Below are 22,993 nucleotides of genomic sequence, written 5' to 3' on the forward strand. Positions count from 1 at the left end.
GGAGGGATGTCTCAGGAGTGCGTCCCTTACCCCAACAGGCGACGGTGCGCCTGAAAACGTTACGGGGCCGCCAGCTCCCGGACACTCAGCTCGCCCTCGGCGTACCTCGAGCGCACCACCTTCTTGTCGAACTTGCCGACGCTGGTCTTCGGCACCGCGTCGATGACCGCCCAGCGCTCCGGCAACTGCCAGCGGGCCACCGACCCGGCCAGGAACTCCCGCAGCTCCGCCGGGTCGGCCGACGCGCCCTCGCGGAGGACGACGGTGGCCAGGGGCCGCTCCCCCCAGCGCTCGTCGGGCACCCCGACCACGCAGGCCTCCAGCACGGCCGGGTGGGCCATCAGCGCGTTCTCCAGCTCGACCGAGGAGATCCACTCGCCGCCGGACTTGATCACGTCCTTGGACCGGTCGGTGAGGGTGATGTAGCCGTCCGGCGAGAGGGTGCCGACGTCGCCGGTGCGCAGCCAGCCGTCGCGGAACTTCTCCTCGTCCGGGGCGTCGTCGCCGAGGTAGCGGGCGGTCACCCAGGGCCCCCGGACCTCCAGCTCGCCCACGGACGTGCCGTCGGCGGGCATCGGCTCGCCCAGCGGGCCGACGATCCGGGCCTCGACCCCGGCCGGCACCCGGCCCTGCGTGTAGCGGTAGCGCCAGGCGTCGTCGCCGGTCGCCCCGGCCGGCGGGCGGGCCACCGAGCCGAGCGGCGACATCTCGGTCATCCCCCAGGCGTGCACGATGTCGATGCCGTGCCGCTCGCCGAACGCGTGCATCAGCGCCGGCGGGCAGGCCGACCCGCCGACGATCACCTCCTGCAGCGAGGAGGTGTCCACCTCGTGGCCGTCCAGGTGGGCCAGCAGGTCGTTCCAGATGGTCGGCACCGCCCCGGCCAGGGTGGGCCGCTCGGCGGCGATCATGTCGGCGATCGGCGCGGCCTGGAGGAACCGGTCCGGCATGATCACCGACGCGCCGGAGATGAACGCCGCGTAGGGCAGACCCCAGGCCATCGCGTGGAACATCGGCACGATGACCAGCTCGCGGGTGGTCGGGCCGAGGCCGAACGACTCCGGCATGCAGACCTGGAGGGAGTGCAGGTATATCGACCGGTGCGAGTAGGCGACGCCCTTGGGGTGTCCGGTGGTCCCGGAGGTGTAGCAGAGGGCGGCGGCGGCGCGCTCGTCCACCTCCGGCCAGTCGTAGACGTCGGGCCGATCGGCCAGCAGCGCGTCCCAGTGGTGTACGGCGATCCGGTCGCCGGCCGCCGCCACCAGCGGGGACGGGTCCCCGCCGCCGACCACGACCACGTGCCGCACCGTGGTCATCTCGCCGATCACCCGGGCGAGCAGCGGGATGAGCGTCGAGTCGACCAGCACCACCCGGTCCTCGGCGTGGTTGGCGATGTAGGCGACCTGCTCCGGGAAGAGCCGGATGTTGAGGGTGTGCAGCACGGCGCCCATGCTCGGCACCGCGAAGTAGGCCACGAGGTGCTCGTTGTTGTTCCACATGAAGGTGGCGACCCGCTCGTCGCCGGTGACCCCGCACTCGTCGCGCAGCGCGTGGGCCAGCCGGGCGGCCGTCCGCCCGACCTCGGCGTACGACATGCGGCGCGGTTCGCCGCCGGTCCATGTGACGACCTCGGCCGTGCCGTGCACGGTCGAACCGTGGGTGAGGATCCGCGCGACCTGGAGGGGGGCGTCCATCATCGTGCTACGCATGGGTAACAAATTAGTGTCGCCGGTCACACCTTGGGAACCCTGGAAACCCCGTCCGCCCCCGGCCGGCCCCGTAAATTGTCCGGGTGAGCATCTCCTGGGCCGATTCGTACGTGGGCCAGTTGCGCGCCCTGGCCGGTGACCGGACGCTGATGTTCGTCGGGGCCCGCGCCGTGGTCCGCGACAACGCCGGGCGCGTCCTGCTGATCCAGCGCTCCGACAACCACCAGTGGGCCCTGCCGGCCGGGGCGATGGAACTGGGCGAGTCGATCGCCGACTGCGCCGTCCGCGAGGTGCGCGAGGAGACCGGCCTGCGCGCCCTGCGGGTCAGCGCCTTCGCCCTCTACACCGGCCCGGACCGCACCCACACCAACATGTACGGCCACACGTACCAGATCTTCACGACCGCGTTCCGTGTCGAGGAGTGGGACGGCAACCTGGCCCGGGTCACCGACGAGACCGTCGACGCCGGCTTCTTCCACCGGGAGCAGTTCCCGGCCCCACTCTCCACGAGCGTCCCCGAGACCCTCGCCGACCTCGACGTCTTCGAGCAGACCAACCGGCTGATCCTCAAGTGACCCGGGCCGGGGCGCACCCCGGACGCCGATCGCGCCCGGGGTGACCGCCGAGGGTCACAGCAACGTCTGGCTCTTCGCCTCCATCTCGGCGGCGGCCTCCTCCTTCGACTCCCGGGACAGCGGCTTGCCGCCCGGCGCCGGGGCCTCGCCGCCGAGGCCGTCCGTGCCGCCCGTGGCGCCGCCGGGGCCCGCCCCGCGCAGCTTCTCGTTCGGCAGCGCGAGGGTGACCAGCACCGCCACGATCGCGATCAGCCCGGTGGTCAGGAAGACCAGGTGCAGCGACTCGACGAACGACACCTGGACGGCCGCGCGGACGGGGGCGGGCAGGGCCAGGATGGTGGCCGGGTCGTTGACCGAGACGTCCGCTCCGCCGCTCGCCGCCACCGCGGCCTGCTGCTGCGGCGGCAACTGGGCGATCGCCCCCGGCAGCCGGCCGGCCAGCTCGGACGTGAGCCGCGACGACAGCACCGCACCGAGGATGGCGACGCCGAACGACCCGCCCAGTGACCGGAAGAACGTCGCCGACGAGGTGCCGGCGCCCAGGTCCCGCATCGAGACGGCGTTCTGCACGGCCAGGATCAGCGACTGCATGCAGAGCCCCAGCCCGACGCCGATCACCACCATGAAGCCGAAGGCCACCCAGAGCGAGGTGCCCACCTCCAGCCGGGTGAACAGCAGCATGCCGACCACCAGCACCGCCGCACCGGCCACGGGGAACCACTTGTACCGCCCGATCCGACTCATCGCCCGGCCGGTCAGCACCGAGGTGACGATGATGCCGGCCATCATCGGCAGCATCAGCAGGCCGCTGCGGGTCGGCGAGGCGCCCTTGACGATCTGGAGGTAGAGCGGGATGAAGATGATCGACCCGAACATCACCAGGCCGAGCACGAAGCCGGCACTGTTGGCCAGGGCGAAGGTGGCGCTGCGGAACAGCCGCAGCGGCAGGATCGGCTCGGCCACCCGGGCCTCCTGGAGCACGAAGAGCACGCCGAGCACCGCGCCCGCGACGAAGAGCCCGATGATCACGCCGGAGCCCCAGGCGTACTCGTTGCCGCCCCAGCTCAGCGCGAGCAGCAGGCAGCTCACCCCGGCGACCAGCAGCGCCGCGCCGAGCCAGTCGATCGCGTGGTCGCGCCGGGTGAACGGGATCAGCCGCATCACCCGGGAGCAGACCACGATCGCCAGGATCGCCAGCGGCACGTTGACGTAGAAGATCCACCGCCAGTCGGTCTCGGCGAAGTAGCCGCCGACCAGCGGCCCGGCGACCGAGGAGAGACCGAAGACCGCCCCGAACAGCCCCTGGTAGCGACCGCGTTCCCGCGGCGTGACCACGTCCGAGATGATGGTGAACGCCAGCGTCATCAGGCCGCCGGCGCCGAGACCCTGGATCCCGCGGGTGACGATGAGCTGGGTCATGTCCTGCGACAGGCCGGCCAGCAGCGAGCCGAGCAGGAACGTGCCGATGGAGAAGAGGAACACCGGGCGGCGCCCGTACAGGTCGGCCATCTTGCCGTAGAGCGGCGTCGAGGCCGTGGAGGCGAGCAGGTACGCGGTGACCACCCACGAGTAGTGGTTGATCCCGCCCAGCTCGCCGACGATCGTCGGCAGGGCGGTGCCGACGATCGTCTGGTCGAGCGCGGCCAGCAGCATGCCGGTCATCAGGCCGAACATGAGCAGCCGGATCTGCCGCCTGTTGAGCACCGGGGCTTCCGTGGTCATCCCAGGTCCTTTCCCCGCCCACCCGAAACATGCGTGCCGGCTGGCCGCCGGTCGGGTCGACCGCGAGTCGGCCGGCGGTGCCGGCCGTCGACCCGCCGACCGCACGGTCGACGAGGGGTCACCGGGACGGGTGCCGCCCCTCGGCGAACTCCTCGACGATCTTCGCGCAGAAAGCCGGCAGGTCGCCGGGCTTTCGGCTGCTGACCAGCCCGTCGTCCGTGACGACCTGCTCGTCGACCCAGATCGCGCCCGCGTTGGTCAGGTCGGTGCGCAGGCTCGGCCAGGAGGTCATCCGGCGGCCCCGCACCACGTCCGCCTCGATCAGCGTCCACGGGCCGTGGCAGATCACCCCGACCGGCTTGCCGGCGTCGAAGAACCCCCTGACGAAGCGCACCGCGTCCGGGTCGGTCCGCAGGAAGTCCGGGTTCGCCACCCCGCCGGGCAGCACCAACGCGTCGTAGCCGCCCACGTCCGCGTCGGCAACGGTCACGTCCACGTCGTACGCGGTGGACTGGTCCAGGTGGTCGAAGGACCGGATCGTGCCGGGCCTGAGCGAGACCAGCACCGCCGTGGCGCCGGCCCGCTCCACCGCCTCGCGGGGCTGGACGTACTCGATCTCCTCCACGCCGTCGGCGGCCAGGAACGCGATCCGCCTGCCCTGAAGTGTCGTCGCTGCCATGTCGGTGTCCTCTCCTCTCCGGGGTACCGTCCGTCCCTTCCCGGGGCCCGGTGCCCGAAACCCGCGCCGAGGGTGCGCCCAGGTTTGACGGGGGTGCCGAGGGGGACCCCGGGAGGCATGGCAGCAGCAGCGGAACAGCGCCGGCTCGCCACCGTGGTGGAGGGCTGGCTGGGGCGTCCCGTCCTGGTCATCGGCGACGCCATGCTCGACGACTGGCGGTTCGCGGAGTCCGACCGGCTCTGCCGGGAGGCGCCCGCCCCCGTCCTCACCCTGCGCCGGCGGATCTCGGCGGCCGGCGGGGCGGCGAACACCGCGGTGAACGTCGCGGCGCTCGGGGGCCGGGCGGTGCTGGTCGCACCGGTCGGCGCGGACGTCGCCGGGGACGAGTTGCACGACTGTCTGGACCGGGCCGGCGTCTGGGACCGTACGGTCAACCAGCCCGGCCGCCCGACGCCGGTGAAGCGGCGCATGCTGGCCGGCAACCAGATCCTGCTGCGCGAGGACTCCGGCGACCCGGACGACGCGCTCGACGACGACGGGGTGGCCCGGCTGCTCACGGCACTGGACTGCGCCACCGAGGAGCTGCGCGCCGCCGCCGGTGGCGAGGCGCCCACCCTGGTGGTCTGCGACTACGGCCTGGGCGCGCTGCCCGCTCCGGTGCGCGCCTGGCTGGTCGCCCAGCGGGAGCGGTACGCGACGGTCGCCCTGGACGCCCACGACCTGGCCGACTGGCGTGGCCTCGCCCCGACCGTGGTGACCCCGAGCTTCGCCGAGGCGACCCGGCTGCTCGCCCGGGCCGCCGGCACCCGGCCGGCCCACGCGACCGAGCTGCACCTGGACCACCCCGACGGCGATCCGGCCGACGGCCCCTCCGAACTCACGGTGGGCGCCGCGCCGGGCGGCCTCGGGCCGCTCCACGGCATCCGCCACCCCGACGTGACGGGCCTGACCGGGAACGCCGGCGGCCTGCCCGGGACCCACCCGGCCGGGAACGCCGGCGGCCTGCCCGGGACCGGCCCGGCCGGCGGCGGAACGGGACCGACCGGGCACGGGGCGGGCCCCGTCCGCGGCGGTGTCGGGCCGACCGGCGAGCCGACGCCCGGCGAGGGCCGGGTGGCGATGACCGGGGACGGGCTCACCGTGACCGGCACCGGCGTCACCGTCAACGCCACGGCGGGCGAGGGCGTCGACCGGGCGGTGCTGGCCGAGTCCCGCCTCGCCGAGCTGCGCGCGCACACCGGCGCCGACGTGGTGGCGGTGACCCTGGACACGGAGGGGGCGGTGGTCGGCGGGGCCGACGGCGAGCCCCGGCGCAGCCACAGCACCCCGGTGCCCGCCAGCCACGCGGTCGGCGCGGGGGACGCGTACCTGGCGGCGATGACGCTGGCGCTGGCCGCCGACGCGCCGCTGCCGACCGCCGCCCAACTGGCCCAGCTCGCCGCGACGATCACCGTCTCCGACACCGGCACCTGCGTGTGCCGCCGGGAGGACCTGCTCGCGGCCCTGGACGTACCGGTCGACGGGGCGGGCCACCGGTCGCTGGTCGGGGCCGACGAACTCGCCGCGCTCGTCGCGGAGCACCGCCGGGCGGGCCGCTCGATCGTCTTCACCAACGGCTGCTTCGACGTGCTGCACCGCGGCCACGTGCGCTACCTGGAACAGGCCCGGGCGCTCGGCGACCTGCTGGTGGTGGCGGTCAACTCCGACGGCAGCGTACGCCGGCTCAAGGGCCCGGACCGGCCGGTGAACCCGGTCGAGGACCGGATCGCGCTGTTGGCCGCGCTGGCCTGCGTCGACCACGTGGTGGTCTTCGAGGAGGACTCCCCGGCAGGTCTCATCGAGACCGTCCGCCCCGACGTGTACGTCAAGGGCGGCGACTACCCGCCGGAGATGGTGCCGGAGGGCCCGCTGGTCCGCCGGCTCGGCGGGCAGGTCCGCACCCTCGGGTACGTGCCGGACCGGTCCACCTCGGCGATCATCGACCGGATCCGGTCGCACGGCCAGGAACCCCAGGGGGACTCCTCCCTGACGAGCAAGCCGTCGTGAGCCGCCCGCTCGACCTCGGCACGGCCGAGCGGTTCCGCGCCGAACGGCTGCTCGACGTGCTGATCCCGACCCGCAACCGCCCGGCCGAGCTGGCGGTCACGCTCTCCGGGCTGGCCGCCCAGGAGGGCGTGCCCGGCTTCGGGGTGGTGGTCAGCGACCAGTCCGACGGCGACGCCGCGTACCGGCACCCGGCGTCGGCCACCATGGTCCGGGCGCTGCGCCACCGGGGACACCCGGTGCTGCTGACCCGCCGGCTGCCCCGGCGCGGGCTGGCCGAGCACCGGGCCTACCTGCTCGCCGCCTCCGCCGCCCGGTACGTGCTCTGCCTCGACGACGACGTCTGGCTGGAACCGGGCACCCTGGGCCGGCTGGTCACCGCCATCAAGGAGCTGGGCTGCGGCTTCGTCGGCAACGCCGTGCACGGGCTGTCGTACGCCGACGACGTCCGGCCGGACACGCACCGGCGCTACGAGGAGTGGACCGGGCGGCCCACGCCGGAACGGATCCGCCCGGGCACCCCCGAGTGGGACCGGGCGTCGATCCACTCGGCGGCGAACCTGCTGCACGTCACGCGGAAGCTCGACCTGCCGCCGGGGGCCTGGCGGGCGTACAAGGTGTCCTGGATCGGCGGCTGCGTGCTCTACGACCGGGCCAAGCTCCTCGATTCCGGCGGGTTCGACTTCTGGCGGCGGGTGCAGGAGAAGCACCAGGGCGAGGACGTCGCCGCCCAGCTCGCCGTGTTGGCGCGCCATGGCGGCGCCGGCGTCCTGCCCAGCGGCGCGTACCACCTGGAGTCGCCGACCACCGTCACCGACCGGGACGTGGAGGCGTGGGAGGTCGTGCTCGCCGAGGAGGACGCGGCCCAGCCGGCCTGAACCCGCGACCCGCGGCCGTGCTCAGGGCGCGCCGGCTCGGGGCACCGTGCTCAGGGCGCGCCGGGCTCGGGGTGCAGCAGCTCGCGGGCCGCCTCCACCACCTCCACCACCGGCACGTCGGTGACGAACGAATCCCGGTGCGGGCACTCGCCGTCGCCGGGGCGGTGCGGGTAGATGCCGGGGGTGCAGTCCACCCCGCAGACCGGGCAGAGCACCGTCCACGAGGCGATCGGCCGGTGCCGGCCGCGCAGCAGGTTCGCCACGTTGATCAGGTTGCCCACCCAGTAGACGCCGACGGTCGCGGTGCCCACGGCGGCGGCGAGGTGCAGCGGCCCGGTGTCGTTGGAGATCACCAGTTCGCAGCCGGCGTAGCAGCCGGCCAGCCCGCCGAGGCTGAGCGTGCCCACCTGCGGGCGGACCGGCACCCCGGCCGCCGCGACCACCCGGTCGACCACCTCCCGCTCCGCTGGGGTGCCGGTGACCAGCACCTCGTACCCGTCGCCGACCAGGTCGCGGGCGACCCCGGCGAAGCGTTCGGCGGGCCAGCGGCGGCGGGTGTCCGTGGCGCCGGGGTGCAGCGCGACCCTGGGCCGCTGCGGTGGGCCGAGCACCTCGGCCGCTTCGGCCCGATCGGCGTCGGTGACGGTCAGCGTCGGGACGACCGTGGTGGCCGACGCACCCACCAGCGCGGCCACCTCCAGGTAGCGGACCACCTCGTGCTGGTAGTAGACGTACCGGATCCAGCGGTCCAGCGGCGGCGCGTCCTCGGCGCGCAGCCCGGCGGTGACCCGGGCGCCGAGCGCGCCGACGAACGGGTTGGAGTTGGCGCCCCCGCCGTGCACCTGGAGCGCCAGGTCGAAGCGCTCCTTGCGCGCCGTGGCGAGGAAGTCGTCCGTCGACGACTCCGGCTCGTCCGGCTCGGGGTGACGGATCCCGGGCGCGGGCGGCACCACCAGGACCCGGTCCACCGGGCCGGGCCGGTCGCGCCAGAGCTTCGCGTGCCACGGCGCGCCGAGCAGCACGATCTCCGCCTCCGGGTACGCGGCGCGCAGCGCGTCCAGCGCCGGCAGGACGAAGATGAAGTCGCCGAGCGCGTTGGCGCGCAGCACGGCGATCCGCTCGACGTCGGGCACGCGCCCGGCGACCGGGCCGAGCACCTCCGGGGTGACCACGGTCCCCCGCTACGGCCGGTCGGTCTCGCCGACGGCGATGTCCGGGTGGTGCATCTCCCGGTCAGCGGCCGGGTCGACGACGGTCCGCGTGCCCACGGGTGCACCGGGGCGGCCGACGGTGATGGTGCGGGGTACGGGGCGGGCGGCCCGGGGCAGCCGGACCCGGAGCAGGCCGTGGTCCATCACCGCGTCGATGGCGTCCGGGTCCACGCGGGCGGGCAGGTCGACCCGGTACTCGAAGCCCCGCGTCTCGAAGCCGCCGGGGATGCCCTGGTCGGCGTTGACCTCGGCCTCGGAGCGGGCCCGGACGCACAGTTCGCGGTCGTCCAGCTCGACCGCCACCTCCTCCGGCGCCACCCCGGGCAGCCGCACCACGACCTCCCAGCCGTCGGTGGTCTCGGCCAGCTCGACGTCCGGCGGCCCGGCCCGCCCGCCGACCAGCCGGCGCAGCTCGGAGCGCAGGGACTGCAACTCGCCCATCGGGTCCCAGCCCTGCTGCCGCCCGCGCCAGCCCCGGCCGGACCCGCCGCCCTGCTCGCTCATGCCGGCCCTCCGCTGCGCTCCGTGCCGCCATGAGGCACCACCGCCCCGAGCCTGATGATTCGCTCGCTGCGCTCGCTCATGCCGGCCCTCCGCTGCGCTCCGTGCCGCCATGAGGCACCACCGCCCTGAGCCTGATGATTCGCTCGCTGCGCTCGCTCATGCCGGCCCTCCGCTGCACTCGCTCATCGCACCTCTCCGATCCGGTGGGTGGCCGCCGGGGACCGCAGTGAGCTGGGCGCGTCCAGGCCGGCGTCCCGGTCCACACCGACGCCGAGCCGGTCGACCAGTTCCCCGCCGAGCCAGGCGCTGATGCCGAGGATGGCCAGCGCGACCACCTCGATGGCGATCAGCGCGCCGCCGGCGGCCCGGGAGTCGGCGTTGAGCCGCACCACCCAGGTCGCCGCGAACAGCAGGATCACGGCGAGGTTGGCGGCGGCATGGCTCAGCCCCACCCGCTTGGCGCGGGTCCCCGACGGGATGGCCAGGAGGTCGAACGTCCCGGCCGCCGCGGCCAGCAGGCCGCCGACCAGGCCGACGGTGATGTTCCAGTACGCGACCTCGCCGAGGAAGTCCGGCCCGCCGACGGTGTCCACCACGTCGAACAGGACCGCGGTGACCAGCAGGGCCACCGGGAACATCACCAGCATCGGGTGGACGGGGTGGCCCAGCACCTTGAGTCGGCTCTCCATCCGGGCCTCCACTGCTCGGTCTGTCCGGGCACGTCGGGTGAGGCGGTACCCCCGCCGCCGACGGGCAAACCTCGCGCCGGCCGCCCTCCCCTAGGCTGGCGGGCGGCGGCCACGCCGCCACCGGAATCAACGCACGGGGGAGGGTCACGTGACGGTGGAGATCACGTCGCACGAGGAACTGCGCGAGCTGCTGGGGGCGCCGATGCCGCGGGCGCTGGCCAAGGACCGGCCCGTCCTGCACGAACGGGACCGGCAGTGGCTCGCCGCGTCACCGTTCTGCCTGGTGGCGACGGCCGGCGCGGACGGCAGCTGCGACGTCTCACCGAAGGGCGACCCACCCGGCTTCGCGCTGGTGCTGGACGACCGGACCATCGCGATCCCCGAGCGGCCGGGCAACCGGCGCGCCGACGGCTACCGCAACATCCTCGACAACCCGCACGTCGGGCTGATCTTCCTGATCCCCGGGCGCACCGACACGCTGCGGATCAACGGCCGGGCGCGGCTGGTCCGGGACGCCCCGTGGTTCGACGACATGGTGGTGAAGGGTCACCGCCCGGTCCTCGCCGTGGTGGTGGAGATCGAGCAGATCTTCTACCACTGCGCCAAGGCGTTCCTGCGCTCCCAGCTGTGGCAGCCGGAGAGCTGGCAGCCGGACGCGCTGCCGTCCCGGGCCCGGCTGATCAAGGAGGTCGAGAACCCGGCCGAGAGTCTGGCCGACCTGGAGCGTCGCTACGGCCCGGGCTACGCCGCCACGATCTATTCCTGACGGCCGTCCCGGTGCGGGTTCGACCGTCTCGCCTCCGCCATTGCTAAAGACATCTTTATAAAGATAGCTTTAGGGTATGTCGCTGCCCGAGGTGAAGCTCTCCGACCCCAAGGCCCTGCGCGGCTACGCGCACCCGCTGCGGATGGCCCTGATCGGGCTGCTGCGGCAGCAGGGCCCGATGACCGCCACCCAGGCCGCCGAGCGCCTCGGCGAGAGCGTGCCGAGCTGCTCGTTCCACCTGCGACAGCTCGCCAAGTACGGGCTGGCCGAGCGGGCGCCCGGCGCCGACGCCCGGGAACGGCCCTGGCAGGCCACCGCCCTCAACACCTCCTGGGACGACGCCTCCGACGACCCCCGGACGCGGGCGGCCGTCGACGAGCTGAACGCCGTCCAGCTCGCCCTCTACACCCGCCGCGCCGAGGAGTTCCTGAGCCGACGGGCCGACGAGCCGACGGAATGGCGGGCGGTCACCGGGTTCAGCGACCGGCCGGTGCACGTCACCCCCGACGAGCTGGCCGAGCTGAGCGCGCGGATCGACGCCCTGCTCGCGGAGTACGACGACCGGATCACCGACCCGACGAAACGTCCGGCCGGCAGCCGGAAGGTCAGCCTCATGCACCTGACCGTCCTCACCGACCCGCCGCCGGCCGGAGCGTCCGCCGGCGAGCAGGGCGACGCGTGATGAGCGGCGAGGCGACCGCCACCCCGGTCACCGCCCCACCCGGCAGCCCGCCCCGACGCGGTCCGCTGCCCCGGCTGCTGCGCGAGCGGCTGTTCCGCCGGTACTGGTCGGCGCAGACCGTGTCGTACTTCGGCGACGAGATCTCCACCCTCGCCCTGCCGCTGCTGGCCGTGCTGGTGTTCCAGGCCTCGCCCGCCGAGATGGGTTACCTGACCGCCGCCGCGCTCATCCCGAACCTGCTCTTCTCGCTGCTCGCCGGCGCCTGGGTGGACCGGTACCCGCACAAGCGCCGGCTCATGATCCTCACCGACCTCGGCCGGGCGCTGCTGCTCACCGCCGTTCCGGTCGCCTACCTGACGGACGTGCTCACGCTGGCCCAGCTCTACGTGGTGGCCTTCGCGGTCGGCACGCTCGCCGTGATCTTCGAGGTCGCCCGGGGGCCGCTCTTCGTCTCCGTCGTGGACCGGTCCGACTACGTCGAGGCGAACGCCCTGATCAACGGCAGCCGGGCGATGTCCCTGGTGGCCGGGCCGAGCATCGGCGGTGTCCTGGTGCAGGTGCTCACCGCGCCGATCGCCCTGGTCGCCGACGCGCTGTCGTACGTCGTGTCCGCGTACTTCCTGGTGCGGATCCGGCCGACGGAGCCGGCACCCGCCCGCGGCGGCGGCCTGGCCCTCGGCGCCGGGCTGGGGTTCATCGCGCGGACGCCGATGATGCGCGCGATCCTGCTCGGCACCACCACGATCAACCTGTTCAACTTCATGTTCATCGCGCTGTTCGTGCTCTACGCCACACAGGGCCTCGGCCTCGCGCCCGGCCTGTTGGGCGCCGTGCTCGGCGCGGGCGCGGTGGGCGGCCTGATCGGCGCGGCACTCACCGGGCGGCTGGTCCGCCGCTTCGGCATCGGCCCGACGCTGCTGGCCGGGTTCGTCCTCTTCCCCGCCCCCATGCTGCTCATCCCGCTCGCCGGCGGGCCGACACCGCTGGTGGTCGGGATGCTCTTCACCGCCGAGTTCCTCTCCGCCGTCGGGGTGATGATGCTCGACATCACGGGCGGCTCCGTGCAGACCGCGCTCACCCCGGAGCCGCTGCTGGCCCGGATCGCCGGCGCCCGACGCACCGTCAACTACGGCGTCCGGCCGATCGGCGCGCTGCTCGGCGGCGCGCTCGGCAGCACAATCGGCGTACGGCCGGCACTGTGGATCGCGACGGCGGGGGCCCTCGCCGGAGTGCTCTGGGTGTTCTTCTCGCCGGTCCGCGACCTCCGTGACCTGCCGGAGCGGGCCGACTGACCGGACCGGACGTTTGAGGTGGCCGGCGAGGGTACTGACAACGGGACGACCCGGCGCGTCGGCGCCACCACCCCCTGGAGACGGGTCGAAGGAAGGACGGACCTCCCATGCCCACGCGAAGCAGCTCGGGGTCGACCGCGACCAAGAACCCCCCGGGCAACCAGACGCCGAACACCCCGGACATCAACGAGAGCGAGATCGCCCGGATGAAGGTGGACGACCTGCGCGACCGGCTGCGCCGGCGCGGCGTCACCGACACCGCCGACATGAAGAAGGGCGACCTGGTCGAGGCCCTGGTCACGAGCCTCCGGGAAGGCCGGGACTCCTCCGGGCCCGGCTCCTCGGGCTCCTCGTCCGGCGGCATCCGGACCGGCGCGCAGACCTCCACGTCGGTCAGGTACTCGCAGGTCATCGACTCGGTGGACGACGAGCCGGAGCGGCCGGGTCGCAGCCTGGTCACCACCGACCACGAGGTCATCCGGCAGTGGGCCGAGGCCCGCAAGGGCATGCCGTGCACCGTCGACGACACCGACCACGACGGCCACGCGGGCGTCCTGCGCTTCGACTTCCCCGCCAACGGGCGCGAGGACCGGCTGCGTGAGATCAGCTGGGAGGAGTGGTTCGAGGCCTTCGACAAGCGCCGGTTGAACTTCATCTACCAGGAGGAACGCGCCGACGGGCGGCAGAGCAACTTCTTCCGGCTGGACAGCCCGGACCGCGGGGACGGCTGAGCCCCGCGTACCGGACGGCAGGCCCGGGTCGGCATCCCGCCGGCCCGGGCCGCCGCGTGTCGACGGCACGTCCTCGCCCGGCTCGCCGACGTCGAGGCTCGCTGTCCGATGTGGGGTTCCGCCAGGTCCGGCGATTGAGCGCCATCACCGGGGGTAGGAGTTCACACGGACGAGGGACGGCTCTCCCCTCCGACGAGAGCAGTTCGACCAACGAGGAGGATCACCCGTGACCACGAAGGTCGAGAAGTCCATCGAAGTGCAGGTTCCGGTCAGCACCGCGTACAACCAGTGGACGCAGTTCGAGGAGTTCCCCCGGTTCATGGGGGGCGTCCGCGAGGTGCGCCAGCTCGACGACCGACGGATGCACTGGGTCGCCGAGATCGCGGGCGTCAAGCGTGAGTGGGACGCGACGGTCTTGGAGCAGGTGCCCGACCAGAAGGTGGCGTGGGCGGCCACCGAGGGCGCAACCAACGCGGGGGCGGTCTACTTCCAGCCCGTCGGCCCCGACCGCACCATGGTCCGGCTGCACCTGGAGTACGAGCCCGAGGGCATGATCGAGAAGGCCGGCGACAAGCTGAACCTCGTCGAGCGACAGGCCGAGTCCGACCTGCGCAAGTTCAAGTCGTACATCGAGGAGCGCGGCGTGGAGACCGGGGCCTGGCGCGGCACGGTCGACGGTGGCCTCGGGGTCGGCACGCCGGGCGTCGAGCACGCCGCGGGCACGCGCGGCGACAGCGGCAAGGTCGGGATGTCCGGCAAGGCCGTGGCCGCGGGCGCCGCGGTGGCCGGAGCGGCGGCGGCCGGCGCCGCCGCGGCCACGAAGCACCGCTCCGACACCGACGAGGACGGCCGTCCGGCCACCGGGACCGACACGGGGTACGTGGTGCCCGAGGTCGAGGTGGTGCCGGAGACCGGGACCGCCGGCTACCCGCACCGCACGCTCTGAGCCTTTCCCGTGCGCCCAGGAGCGCCAGCGACCGGCCCAGGTCCCCGTGACCTGGGCCGTCGCTCGTGCCCGTCCCGGCCCCCCGGCGGCCGGCCGCCCGCCGCCCCGTCCGCGCCGGGGATGCTGAGACGGCCGCGCGGCGCGCTGCCCCCTCGCGGGCGGCGTCAGGCCGTCTCCGCGGACACCATCCACAGGTGGCCGTCCGGATCGGCGAAGGCGCCCACGTAGCCCCACGGCTGCTGGCCCGGCTCGACGACCACCTCCGCGCCGGCGGCCCGGGCCCGCTCGACGAGCTGGTCCGCCTCGGCCGACGTCGCCGCCGGCAGGCTGAGGACGCACTCGCTCTGCCCGCGCCGGGCGACCTCGTGACGGCCGATGACCCAGCCGAAGCCGCCGGCCGGCACCAGCATGACCCGGAGACCGTCGTTGAGCGCGAACTGCAACGGCTCGGGGATGCCGTCCTCCGCCGGTTCCCCGACCGCGTCCAGGCCGAGCCCTTCCGAATAGAAGCGGTACGAGGTCGGGCGGTCGGCGATCGGCAGGCTGACGACGACCGGTGCGTACTGCATGAGGCTGCCTCCAGGTTGACGGACGACGTGAGTCGTCAGGGTGGACGCCGACGGGCGCGGAAACTCATCGCTCCAACTGCGCCCGGAGGCCGTACCGGTCGATCTGGATCCAGTACTCCACGATCAGCCCGTCGACCACCCGGTAGACCGCGCTGGTCAACTGGGTCACCGGCGCCCCGGTGGGCGCGAGACCGTCGACCTCCCCGACGTGGTGCCCCCGCTGCGTCCAGCGCGCATGGACCTTCTCGCCGGAGCCGAAGAGCTCGTCGACGGTGAGGGTGAAGCGGCCGTACGCGTCGAGCATCTCCGTCACGTGCTCCGCGTACTGCTGGGGACTGCGCTCGACCACGGCCGGGGCCTCGGCCTGCACCTGGTGGGCCGTCACCGTCGGGGCCATGAAGCGCCCGGCCTGGGAAGGGTCGACGCCGGACCGGACCACCTCGAGGAACGACCGGACCACGGCCACCGGATCACTGTGCATCACGAGAGTATTCCCGCAGGTCGTCGAACTGGCGGCGCGGACCGGCCCCCTCGGTCACTCGGGCCAGCCCGCCGCGTTCCTGCAAGACTCCCGCGAGATGCCGGAGCCGGTTTCCGGCCACTCGCCGAACCGCTTGTTGTGCAGGTGGGCGAAGAAGTAGCACATGCTCTCGCACGTGCTGTCCGGCACGGCCACGGCGGGGTCGGCGTTCACCGCCTCGTAGAACTCGCGCCCGAGCGCGACGATGTGACCCCGGGCGTAGAGGAAGCCATCGTCGGACCCGTCGGTCACCTCGTGGACGTCCGCCCGGTCGATGTCGTGCAGCTTGCGCTCGACCACCCGGTCCAGATCGGTCAGCTCCTGGCTGGACAGATCCGCCGAGAGCTGGCGGAGGTTGTCGAGGAACGGGTTGAGCCACGCGTCGATGGCGTAGAGGCTGTCGTCATCGACGTCGGCTCTCGGGTCGCGGGTCAGGAGCGCCCGGCGGAGCGCGGCGGGCTCGGCGCCCAGCCGCTCCCAGGCGGACTCGACGAGAGCCCAGAACCGGGCCTCGTCGTCGGCGCTCGGCAGCTTGGCGATACCACTGGCAGGATCAGTCACGGCGGGAGCGTAGCGACCGCCCCCGACAACCTCGCCCGCCGAGGCGACACCGCCGGCCTGCCTCCCTGGTTGCCCGTGCCGCCCGTTCCCGCCGGCGCATCCGTGACCTGGTCCGCCTGCGGCCGCTCACCGCCGGCGAAGCTCCGGTCGCCGGTCAATCGCTTCGGTGGGCACCGAAGCGTCCCGCCCGTACCGTCGGCGACCATGACGACGACGACCACCTCTCCCGCCGCCGCCGAGCACCTGACGATCAACCCGAAGGTCCTGTACTTCGGGACCCCAGTGGTGCTGCTGAGCACCGAGAACGACGACGCCAGCGCGAACCTCGCACCCATCTCCTCGGCGTGGGCTCTCGGCCACGTCGTGGTGCTCGGACTCGGTCGCGAGGGCCAGAGCGCCGGCAACCTCGCCTCGCGCCCCGAGATGGTGATCAATTTTCCCGCCGCGCACCAGTGGGAAGCCGTCGAACGCCTCGCCCCGTTGACCGGCCGGCATCCGGTACCGGTCCAGAAGCGTGACCGCTTCCGCCACGAACCGGCGAAGTTCGAGGCCGCCGGGCTGCGCCCGCAGCCATCGCAACACGTGCGACCACCCCGGGTGGCCGACTGCCCGCTGCAACTGGAGGCCCGCGCCGCGCACGTCCGCGCCGACGCAGGCGGCGACTTCCTGATCGTCGAGGCCCACGTCCTGGCCGTGCACGCCGACGCCCGCATCGTCGTGCCGGGAACCAACCACGTCGACCCGAAGTCCTGGAACCCACTGATCTACAACTTCCGCCACTACTTCGGCCTCGGCGACCAACTCGGTCACAGCTTCCGCTCCGAGACGCCCACGGTGTGACCGCCGGCGGCGTTGACGATCCTCCCGCCCCGCACTCGTGGCCGGGGCCGCCTCTCATTCGGGCGGAACCGGCGCGGGGTGACGGCCGCCGCCACTAGCGTCGGGACCATGCCCGCCCGTCCGTCCCGATGGTCGATGCCGCCGCGGGTGCTGGAGGCGCCGTCGTACCTGCAGGCGTTCGTGCTCTCCGGGGTGGTGACGGTGCTGGTCACGCGGGCCTTCCTCCAGGCGGCCGGCTACCCGCGGCTCGGCGGCGGCGGGTTCCACATCGCGCACGTGCTCTGGGGTGGGCTGCTGATGACCGCCGGCCTGGGTGTCGCGCTGGTCTTCCTCGGCAGCGCCCCACGCATCCTGGGCGCGATCCTGGGCGGGACAGGGTTCGGGCTCTTCATCGACGAGGTGGGCAAGTTCGTCACGGCCGGAACCGACTACTTCTACGCCCCGGCCGCCGGCATCATCTACGGCGCCTTCGCCCTGCTGGTCGTAATCACCCAGGCGATCCGCGGACGGACCAGGCTCTCCGGCCCGGAGCGGACGGCCAACGCGCTGTACACGGTGGTCGGCGGGCTCCGCACGGGGCTCACCGATCAGCGTCGCACAGCGGTCATGCGTCAGGTCGACGGCTGCGGCCCGGACGTCGAGGAGGCGGTGGCGAAGCTGCTGGACGCCGTACCCCGACGTGAGCCACCCGGCCCCCGGTTCTGGCAGCCCTGGCTCGGCCGGGCCCGCCGGGCGGTGATCTGGGTGACCACCCACCGATGGGTGGTGTCGCTGGTGGTGCTCTATCTGGTGGGCGAGCCGTTCGTCGTCGTGTTCACGGTCGTGCAGGACGCGGTCACCGGCCTGTTGCCCGACCAGCGGGAGTGGCGGGCGGTGGTCGGGGTCTCGATCTCCGCGCTGATCACCGCGGTGCTCGGCATCCGCGGAGCGTTGCTGCTGCCGCACGACCGGGTGCGAGCCTTCCGGCTGTTCAAACTCGCGCTGCTCGTGGACCTGCTGTTCGGGCAGATCTTCAGCTTCACCGTCGATCAGTTCGGGGCGCTCTCCGCGCTCTGCGTGGACCTCTTCCTGCTCGCGGTGGTGACGGCCGAGTACCGCCGGCTCTGCCGGCAGGCACCGACGTCGCGCAAGTGAGGTGCGGCCTCCCGATTCCGGTCGGGAGGCCGCCGTCGACTGAAATTCAAGCACGGAAGTGTGGGAACCGGCGATCAACGGACGAGGCGGACCTCCACCGGGCCGGTGAAATCACCGCCGTCGAAATCCGAAGCTGTGGCCACGGCCAGGCCCGGGTGGTACGGCGAACCGCTTCGCGACTGCACGAGAATCTGCGATGTCTGCGTGAAGGAACTGCAGATGCTGAAGAGGAAGCCGAAGCCCTCCACGAGTTGAGTCCCTCTGGCCTGCGCGACGTAGACCTCGATGTTGGCGGGTTCGGAGGGGGTGCACTGATAGGTGACCGAGACGGTCACGAAGACCCCTTGGGAGCTGACTTGTGCTGTCGGGGCAATCTCGATTTGCGAGACAGCGGCTGAGGCAGGAGTGGGGTAAACCAGGACCGCAACGAGGAATACGACACCTGCCAACAGTGCCGACACTCGTCTTTTCATGATCCAACTCACCTTCCTTACGACTACCGCCCCGTAAACAATTTCGGGGCATCGGTCGGCGTCGTTCAGGCATCACGCTACTCGTGACACTCCGTGATCGGCCTGACCAAGCAGGCGGTGGTGGCCGACTGATCGGCCCGGTTTGTTTTTGGATGATCGGCCGATGCCACGCCCTCATCCGAGCCTCGAACCGTGCATCACTCTCCCTCACCGGACCGCAACCGCTCGGAAACCTGCCCAGCATCGCCGGCCGAGCTGACCGATGCCGGCCGGAGGTCGCCAGCAGGCCGGGGCCGGGCCAGCGCGGCCCGCTTGCGGGCCGCCTTGACGCGGTCGCCAACCGGCTGGACGAGGCGGTCGCGGCGCTTCGAGTCTGGAAGAGCGCGCTCAACGGGCCGTGATGTCCGAAACGCCTGCGGACGGCGGCAGAGCCCCCATGCCGCTCGTGCCCGCTCATGACCGCTGCGCGCCACGGTTACTGGCCCGTGGATGGCCCGCGTCGGTACGAGCGGGTTACCTGCCCATCGGATAACTTGCCCTATGCCCGTCATCGATCTGAGTGCGCCGGCCCGCCCCCCGTCGCCCCGCAGGACGACAAACCCGCGGCTCGTGGCGGCGCTGGCAGTCTTGGGGCTCGGGTGCCTCAGCGGGGAGCCGGTGAACCCGCCGCAGCTTGCCCCTGAGATGCGGTGCGAGTCATGGCAGGAATCCATTGCAGGTGAGGTGGGTCCGGCCACCGCTCCGGTAGGAGGTGCCCCACCAGGGGCGCCCGCGAGAGTGCGCGTAGTGGCCGTTGTGGATGGTCAAACCGGATGTGTCGTTTCGGTGCACCGGTGGAGTGAACCGAAGTTGCTGGTCCAGCCCGGGGATCACGGCCTGATCGCCATCGTCAAGATGGACGGCGAACGCGAACGGGGGCGCTGGACGGTGCTGGTGTCGGGCAAGCCGCTGGGCGAGGAACTCGTGCGGTGGGACGGCGACGACCTGGACGCCGGGCTGTCGCGGGTGATGGCCAAGCTTCGGGAGCGGGTTCCGGGACTGCTCGACTGAGCGAGGGCCTGGGCGTCGCTGCCCTGCCTGAAGCCCATCTGGCCGTCGCGGCGGGCGCCAACGTCAAGGCGGTGCAGCGGATGCTCGGGCATGCCTCGGCGCCGATGACGCTGGACGTGTACGCGGGTCTATTCGGCGATGACCTGGACGCTGTTGCCAACCAGCTGGACGAGGCGGTCGCTGCACGGGACAAGGACTATCTAAGGACTCGGCCCGTCAGCGGCGGCGTGATCGACCTCGGGAAACGGCGAAAGCCCAGGTCGTTGACCTGGGCTTCTTCACCGAGCCGCCTGACGGAATCGAACCGTCGACCTACGCATTACGAGTGCGTCGCTCTAGCCGACTGAGCTAAGGCGGCAACGATCGTCAAGTGTACGGCACGACCGGCCGCCCGGCCGAGCGGGATCCCCCACCCGCCCCCGCCGACCCGGACATCCGGGGCCGATCCGTCGTCCGCCGGACAGCGACGGCGGCGGGGCCGGACTACGCTGCGGCGGGTGACGGACGATCGTGCCCCCGACGACGACCCGCAGGACGGCGCGGCGGCGAGCCCGCACGCGAGCGAGGCGGCCGGCGGGCGGGCGGCGCGACGACCGCGCAGCACCGATCCGCACGAGCTGGGCTTCACCCCGCGCAAGCCCGTGCCGTGGCTCGCGCCCTTCCTGCTGATCAGCACCGGCATCCGTACGCTGCTGGCGATGCTCTTCGGGGCGTACCTGGACAAGCGGGAGCTGCAGAACGCGTTCGGTGACGGGATCTTCCGCCAGGTCGGGCCGGACGGCGGGCTCTGGCTGGACTACGTGGCCGACCTGGGCGACGGCTTCAACGCCACCTACTCGGTGGCCTACCTGATCGCCCAGCGGGAACTGGAGGTGGACGGGCACCGGCTGCCCCGGGCGCAGACCCTGGTGATGGGCGGCGACCAGGTCTACCCGTCGGCGGCGTACGAGGCGTACGAGGACCGGTGCAAGGGGCCCTACCAGGCCGCCCTGCCCGTCAGCCCGCCCGAGCGGCCGACGCTCTTCGCGGTCCCCGGCAACCACGACTGGTACGACGGCCTGACCGCCTTCCTGCGGCTGTTCGTCCGGTCCCGGGACCGGCACTTCGGCGGCTGGGACACCGGCCAGTCCCGCTCGTACTTCGCCGTCGAACTGCCCGCCGACTGGTGGCTGCTCGGCCTCGACGACCAGTCCGGCTCGTACCTGGACGACCCGCAGCTCACCTACTTCGACAAGGTCGCCGAGCGGCTGGGCCCGCAGAGCCGGGTGATCCTGACCGTGCCGGCGCCGACGTGGGTCAAGGCCGTCGACCACCCCACGGCGTACGACTCGATCGACTACTTCATCCGCACGATCATCGCGCCGACCGGGGCGCAGGTGCGGCTGCTGATCTCCGGCGACCTGCACCACTACGCCCGGTACGCCGGCCCGGACCGGCAGTTGATCACCTGCGGCGGCGGGGGCGCGTACCTCTACCCGACGCACAAGCTCCCGGAGCGGATCGAGGTGCCCCCGCGTGACACCCTCGCCCGGCGGGCCAGCACCTCCCGCCCGTACGACCTGGCCGGCCGCTATCCGGACGCCGCCCGCTCCCGGCGGTACGGCTGGGGGATCTTCCCCCGGCTGCCGCTGCGCAACCCGGGCTTCACCACCCTGCTCGGCACCCTGCACACGCTGCTGATGCTGGCGATGGCCGGCGTCGTGAGCAACCGGACCGGCACCGAGCAGCGACTGTTCAGCGTGCCGCTGGTGGCGATGTTGGTCGTCACGGTGCTCGCCGCGGCCTTCTTCGCCAAGCCGCCCAGCTCGGGCGGGAAGCGGCACGCGCGGCACTGGATCCTCGGCGTGGGTCACGGCCTGGCCCACGTCGGGCTGGCCGCCGCCGGCACCTGGGCCTGGCTGGCCCTGCCTCTCTACGACTGGCCGTGGCCGCTGCCGGCCGTCGCCGCGGCGGTGGTCTACGGCCCGGTGAGCGGGCTGGTGGCGAGCCAGCTCGTGGCCGCGTACCTGCTGGTGGCCGGCGCGTTCGGGGTGAACGTCAACGAGCTCTTCGCCGGCCAGGGCATCGAGGACGCGAAGGCGTTCCTGCGGCTGCGCATCGATCCCGACGGCACGCTGACGATCTACCCGATCGCGGTCGACCGCGTCGCCCGCCACTGGCAGGTCAACCCCGACCAGTCCCCCGAGTCCTCCTGGCTGTCGCCGAAGCACCCCCTCCGCCCCCGCCTGGCCGAACCCCCCACCACCCTCACCTAACCCCCAACCCCCACCGGCCGCCGGCCTCGTTGATCATGAAGTTGTTGTTGCGACACGTCGATGTGGGTGGCAACAACTTCATGATCAACCGCGCGGGGGCGCACGGAGAGGAGGGTGGGGTGGGGGTGGGGGTGGGTCAGGGGTTGTAGTGCTGGTCGTGGGCCTGGCGGGGGCCGCAGACCGAGGCGCGGGAGCAGGAGCAGCGGGAGCCGTCGGCGTCCAGGCGGACCGTGACGGAGTCGCGCGGGACGCTGTGGCCGACCACCCGGCCGTCGCCCTCCGGCGTCGACACCCGTGCGCCGATCCCCGGGGCGGATTCCTGGAACCGCTGGTAAAGAGGATGCTCGTACTTGAGGCAGCACATCAGCCGGCCGCACGCGCCGGAGATGCGCAGCGGGTTGAGCGGCAGGTCCTGGTCCTTGGCCATCCGGATGGTCACCGGCTCGAAGTCGGTGAGGAATGTGGCGCAGCAGAGGTCGCGGCCGCATGAGCCGATGCCGCCCTGCACCCGCGCCGAGTCCCGGGCGGAGAGCTGGCGCAGCTCGACCCGGCAGTGCAGGGTGGCCCCCAGGTCACGGACCAGCGAGCGGAAGTCCACCCGGTGCGGGGCGGTGAAGTAGATGGTGCTCCGCTCGCCGCTCCCCTCGCCGGAGCCGAACACGTGGTCGACCGCCACCACCTTCATCGGCAGGCCGTGCTCCCGGATCAGCCGCTTCGCCGCGACCTTCGCCTCGGCCTTGCGCCGGCGCACCGCCTCGTCGCGGCGCAGGTCCTCGTCCTGCGCGAGCCCGGCCAGTCGGGGGAAGCCCGCCGTGTCCTCGGAGACCCACTGCGCGGCCCAGACGCACTCGGCCACCTCGGGCCCGTCGTCGGTCGGCACCAGCACCTTGTCGCCGACCTGCGGGCGCAGCTCGCCCGGGTCGAGGTAGTAGAGGCGCCCGTACCGCTGGAAGCTGACCGCGCAGAGCATGCCCATGCCTCTCACCCTACGACGGCCGGGCGGCTGCGGCGGGGCCGGCCGTCGCCGCCCGACTACGCCGTGCAGCCATCCACAGTGGTCGAGTCAACCGATTCGCAGGCCACCTCGTCGTGCCGTCCCCCTCGCCCGGACGGTTGATTCCGCTGCCCCGTACGGGACAAACGAGCACCGGAGGCGTTGAGTGG

At 72.8% G+C, this 22,993-nt stretch carries 22 protein-coding genes, 1 tRNA gene and 1 pseudogene; 12 read left to right on the forward strand and 12 right to left on the reverse strand.

What is annotated here, in order from left to right; all coding sequences use genetic code 11:
* Positions 1 to 59: 59 nt before the first annotated feature.
* Positions 60 to 1,709 (reverse strand): fatty acid--CoA ligase, encoded by a 1,650-nt coding sequence (locus ABT006_RS01185; RefSeq protein ID WP_350701760.1) that lies wholly within the window; start codon positions 1,707 to 1,709, stop codon positions 60 to 62.
* Positions 1,710 to 1,792: 83 nt separating this feature from the next.
* Between ABT006_RS01185 and ABT006_RS01190 the strand changes: the two genes are divergently transcribed.
* Positions 1,793 to 2,284: an NUDIX domain-containing protein gene (locus ABT006_RS01190; RefSeq protein WP_350701761.1), complete on the forward strand. Its 492-nt coding sequence runs from the start codon at positions 1,793 to 1,795 to the stop codon at positions 2,282 to 2,284.
* A 54-nt stretch (positions 2,285 to 2,338) separates the two neighbouring features.
* Here ABT006_RS01190 and ABT006_RS01195 read toward each other — a convergent pair whose 3' ends face one another.
* Together ABT006_RS01195 and ABT006_RS01200 are read right to left on the reverse strand one after the other, a co-directional pair.
* Entirely contained in the window at positions 2,339 to 4,006 is a 1,668-nt protein-coding gene (locus tag ABT006_RS01195; RefSeq protein WP_350701763.1) for an MDR family MFS transporter, read from the reverse strand.
* Between the two features lie 118 nt (positions 4,007 to 4,124).
* On the reverse strand, positions 4,125 to 4,685 hold the full coding sequence (locus ABT006_RS01200; protein ID WP_350701765.1) for a type 1 glutamine amidotransferase domain-containing protein: 561 nt from the start codon (positions 4,683 to 4,685) through the stop codon (positions 4,125 to 4,127).
* Between the two features lie 117 nt (positions 4,686 to 4,802).
* On the opposite strand from ABT006_RS01200, the gene rfaE2 reads away from it, so the two are divergent.
* Positions 4,803 to 6,731 carry a D-glycero-beta-D-manno-heptose 1-phosphate adenylyltransferase gene (gene rfaE2, locus ABT006_RS01205; RefSeq protein ID WP_350701767.1) on the forward strand — a complete coding sequence of 643 codons (1,929 nt, stop codon included), beginning with the start codon at positions 4,803 to 4,805 and terminating at the stop codon, positions 6,729 to 6,731.
* Positions 6,728 to 7,606, forward strand: coding sequence for a glycosyltransferase family 2 protein (locus ABT006_RS01210; RefSeq protein WP_350701769.1), 879 nt, complete (start codon positions 6,728 to 6,730; stop codon positions 7,604 to 7,606). The genes rfaE2 and ABT006_RS01210 overlap by 4 nt, the downstream gene beginning before the upstream one ends.
* Positions 7,607 to 7,656: 50 nt before the next feature.
* On the opposite strand, the gene ABT006_RS01215 is transcribed toward ABT006_RS01210, so the two are convergent.
* The 3 genes from ABT006_RS01215 to ABT006_RS01225 form a co-directional block, all read right to left on the reverse strand.
* Complete coding sequence (locus tag ABT006_RS01215) at positions 7,657 to 8,778, reverse strand: glycosyltransferase family 9 protein (protein ID WP_350701771.1); 1,122 nt, start codon at positions 8,776 to 8,778, stop codon at positions 7,657 to 7,659.
* Between the two features lie 9 nt (positions 8,779 to 8,787).
* Complete coding sequence (locus ABT006_RS01220) at positions 8,788 to 9,321, reverse strand: Hsp20/alpha crystallin family protein (RefSeq protein WP_350701773.1); 534 nt, start codon at positions 9,319 to 9,321, stop codon at positions 8,788 to 8,790.
* A 182-nt stretch (positions 9,322 to 9,503) separates the two neighbouring features.
* The gene (locus ABT006_RS01225) at positions 9,504 to 10,010 is read right to left on the reverse strand and encodes a DUF2231 domain-containing protein (RefSeq protein WP_350701775.1); all 507 of its coding nucleotides are present in this window, start codon (positions 10,008 to 10,010) and stop codon (positions 9,504 to 9,506) included.
* 148 nt (positions 10,011 to 10,158) lie between these two features.
* Between ABT006_RS01225 and ABT006_RS01230 the strand changes: the two genes are divergently transcribed.
* The 5 genes and pseudogenes from ABT006_RS01230 to ABT006_RS01250 form a co-directional block, all read left to right on the forward strand.
* Positions 10,159 to 10,776 (forward strand): pyridoxamine 5'-phosphate oxidase family protein, encoded by a 618-nt coding sequence (locus ABT006_RS01230; protein ID WP_350701777.1) that lies wholly within the window; start codon positions 10,159 to 10,161, stop codon positions 10,774 to 10,776.
* Positions 10,777 to 10,852: 76 nt separating this feature from the next.
* Positions 10,853 to 11,458, forward strand: coding sequence for a helix-turn-helix domain-containing protein (locus ABT006_RS01235; RefSeq protein WP_350701779.1), 606 nt, complete (start codon positions 10,853 to 10,855; stop codon positions 11,456 to 11,458).
* The gene (locus ABT006_RS01240) at positions 11,458 to 12,750 is read left to right on the forward strand and encodes an MFS transporter (RefSeq protein WP_350701781.1); all 1,293 of its coding nucleotides are present in this window, start codon (positions 11,458 to 11,460) and stop codon (positions 12,748 to 12,750) included. Before ABT006_RS01235 ends, ABT006_RS01240 begins: the two co-directional genes overlap by 1 nt.
* A gap of 107 nt (positions 12,751 to 12,857) precedes the next feature.
* Positions 12,858 to 13,481 carry a hypothetical protein gene (locus tag ABT006_RS01245; protein ID WP_350701783.1) on the forward strand — a complete coding sequence of 208 codons (624 nt, stop codon included), beginning with the start codon at positions 12,858 to 12,860 and terminating at the stop codon, positions 13,479 to 13,481.
* 226 nt (positions 13,482 to 13,707) lie between these two features.
* A pseudogene (locus tag ABT006_RS01250) lies at positions 13,708 to 14,157 on the forward strand (SRPBCC family protein); the annotation flags it as partial.
* A gap of 434 nt (positions 14,158 to 14,591) precedes the next feature.
* Here the strand turns inward: ABT006_RS01250 and ABT006_RS01255 are convergent.
* The 3 genes from ABT006_RS01255 to ABT006_RS01265 form a co-directional block, all read right to left on the reverse strand.
* Positions 14,592 to 14,996 carry a VOC family protein gene (locus ABT006_RS01255; RefSeq protein ID WP_350701784.1) on the reverse strand — a complete coding sequence of 135 codons (405 nt, stop codon included), beginning with the start codon at positions 14,994 to 14,996 and terminating at the stop codon, positions 14,592 to 14,594.
* Between the two features lie 64 nt (positions 14,997 to 15,060).
* The gene (locus tag ABT006_RS01260; protein ID WP_350701786.1) at positions 15,061 to 15,477 is read right to left on the reverse strand and encodes an ester cyclase; all 417 of its coding nucleotides are present in this window, start codon (positions 15,475 to 15,477) and stop codon (positions 15,061 to 15,063) included.
* Positions 15,478 to 15,531: 54 nt separating this feature from the next.
* Positions 15,532 to 16,077, reverse strand: coding sequence for a DUF4240 domain-containing protein (locus tag ABT006_RS01265; protein WP_350701787.1), 546 nt, complete (start codon positions 16,075 to 16,077; stop codon positions 15,532 to 15,534).
* A gap of 204 nt (positions 16,078 to 16,281) precedes the next feature.
* Between ABT006_RS01265 and ABT006_RS01270 the strand changes: the two genes are divergently transcribed.
* Positions 16,282 to 16,917: a flavin reductase family protein gene (locus tag ABT006_RS01270; protein WP_350701789.1), complete on the forward strand. Its 636-nt coding sequence runs from the start codon at positions 16,282 to 16,284 to the stop codon at positions 16,915 to 16,917.
* A gap of 135 nt (positions 16,918 to 17,052) precedes the next feature.
* A complete protein-coding gene (locus ABT006_RS01275) occupies positions 17,053 to 18,051 on the forward strand; it encodes a hypothetical protein (RefSeq protein ID WP_350702667.1) in 999 nt (332 codons plus the stop codon).
* Positions 18,052 to 18,125: 74 nt separating this feature from the next.
* Here ABT006_RS01275 and ABT006_RS01280 read toward each other — a convergent pair whose 3' ends face one another.
* A complete protein-coding gene (locus tag ABT006_RS01280; protein ID WP_350701791.1) occupies positions 18,126 to 18,386 on the reverse strand; it encodes a hypothetical protein in 261 nt (86 codons plus the stop codon).
* Positions 18,387 to 19,349: 963 nt separating this feature from the next.
* On the opposite strand from ABT006_RS01280, the gene ABT006_RS01285 reads away from it, so the two are divergent.
* Positions 19,350 to 19,574, forward strand: a complete 225-nt coding sequence (locus ABT006_RS01285; RefSeq protein ID WP_350701793.1) for a hypothetical protein — start codon at positions 19,350 to 19,352, stop codon at positions 19,572 to 19,574.
* Between the two features lie 284 nt (positions 19,575 to 19,858).
* Here ABT006_RS01285 and ABT006_RS01290 read toward each other — a convergent pair.
* A tRNA-Thr gene (locus tag ABT006_RS01290) sits at positions 19,859 to 19,932 on the reverse strand.
* Positions 19,933 to 20,071: 139 nt separating this feature from the next.
* Here ABT006_RS01290 and ABT006_RS01295 point away from each other — a divergent pair.
* Positions 20,072 to 21,829, forward strand: a complete 1,758-nt coding sequence (locus ABT006_RS01295) for a metallophosphoesterase family protein (protein WP_350701795.1) — start codon at positions 20,072 to 20,074, stop codon at positions 21,827 to 21,829.
* Between the two features lie 136 nt (positions 21,830 to 21,965).
* Here ABT006_RS01295 and ABT006_RS01300 read toward each other — a convergent pair whose 3' ends face one another.
* Positions 21,966 to 22,805 carry a PSP1 domain-containing protein gene (locus ABT006_RS01300; RefSeq protein ID WP_350701797.1) on the reverse strand — a complete coding sequence of 280 codons (840 nt, stop codon included), beginning with the start codon at positions 22,803 to 22,805 and terminating at the stop codon, positions 21,966 to 21,968.
* Positions 22,806 to 22,993 lie beyond the last annotated feature (188 nt).

Origin of the sequence: Micromonospora sp. NPDC002717, from assembly GCF_040295705.1 — a bacterium.
In the GTDB taxonomy this organism is placed as follows: domain Bacteria; phylum Actinomycetota; class Actinomycetes; order Mycobacteriales; family Micromonosporaceae; genus Micromonospora.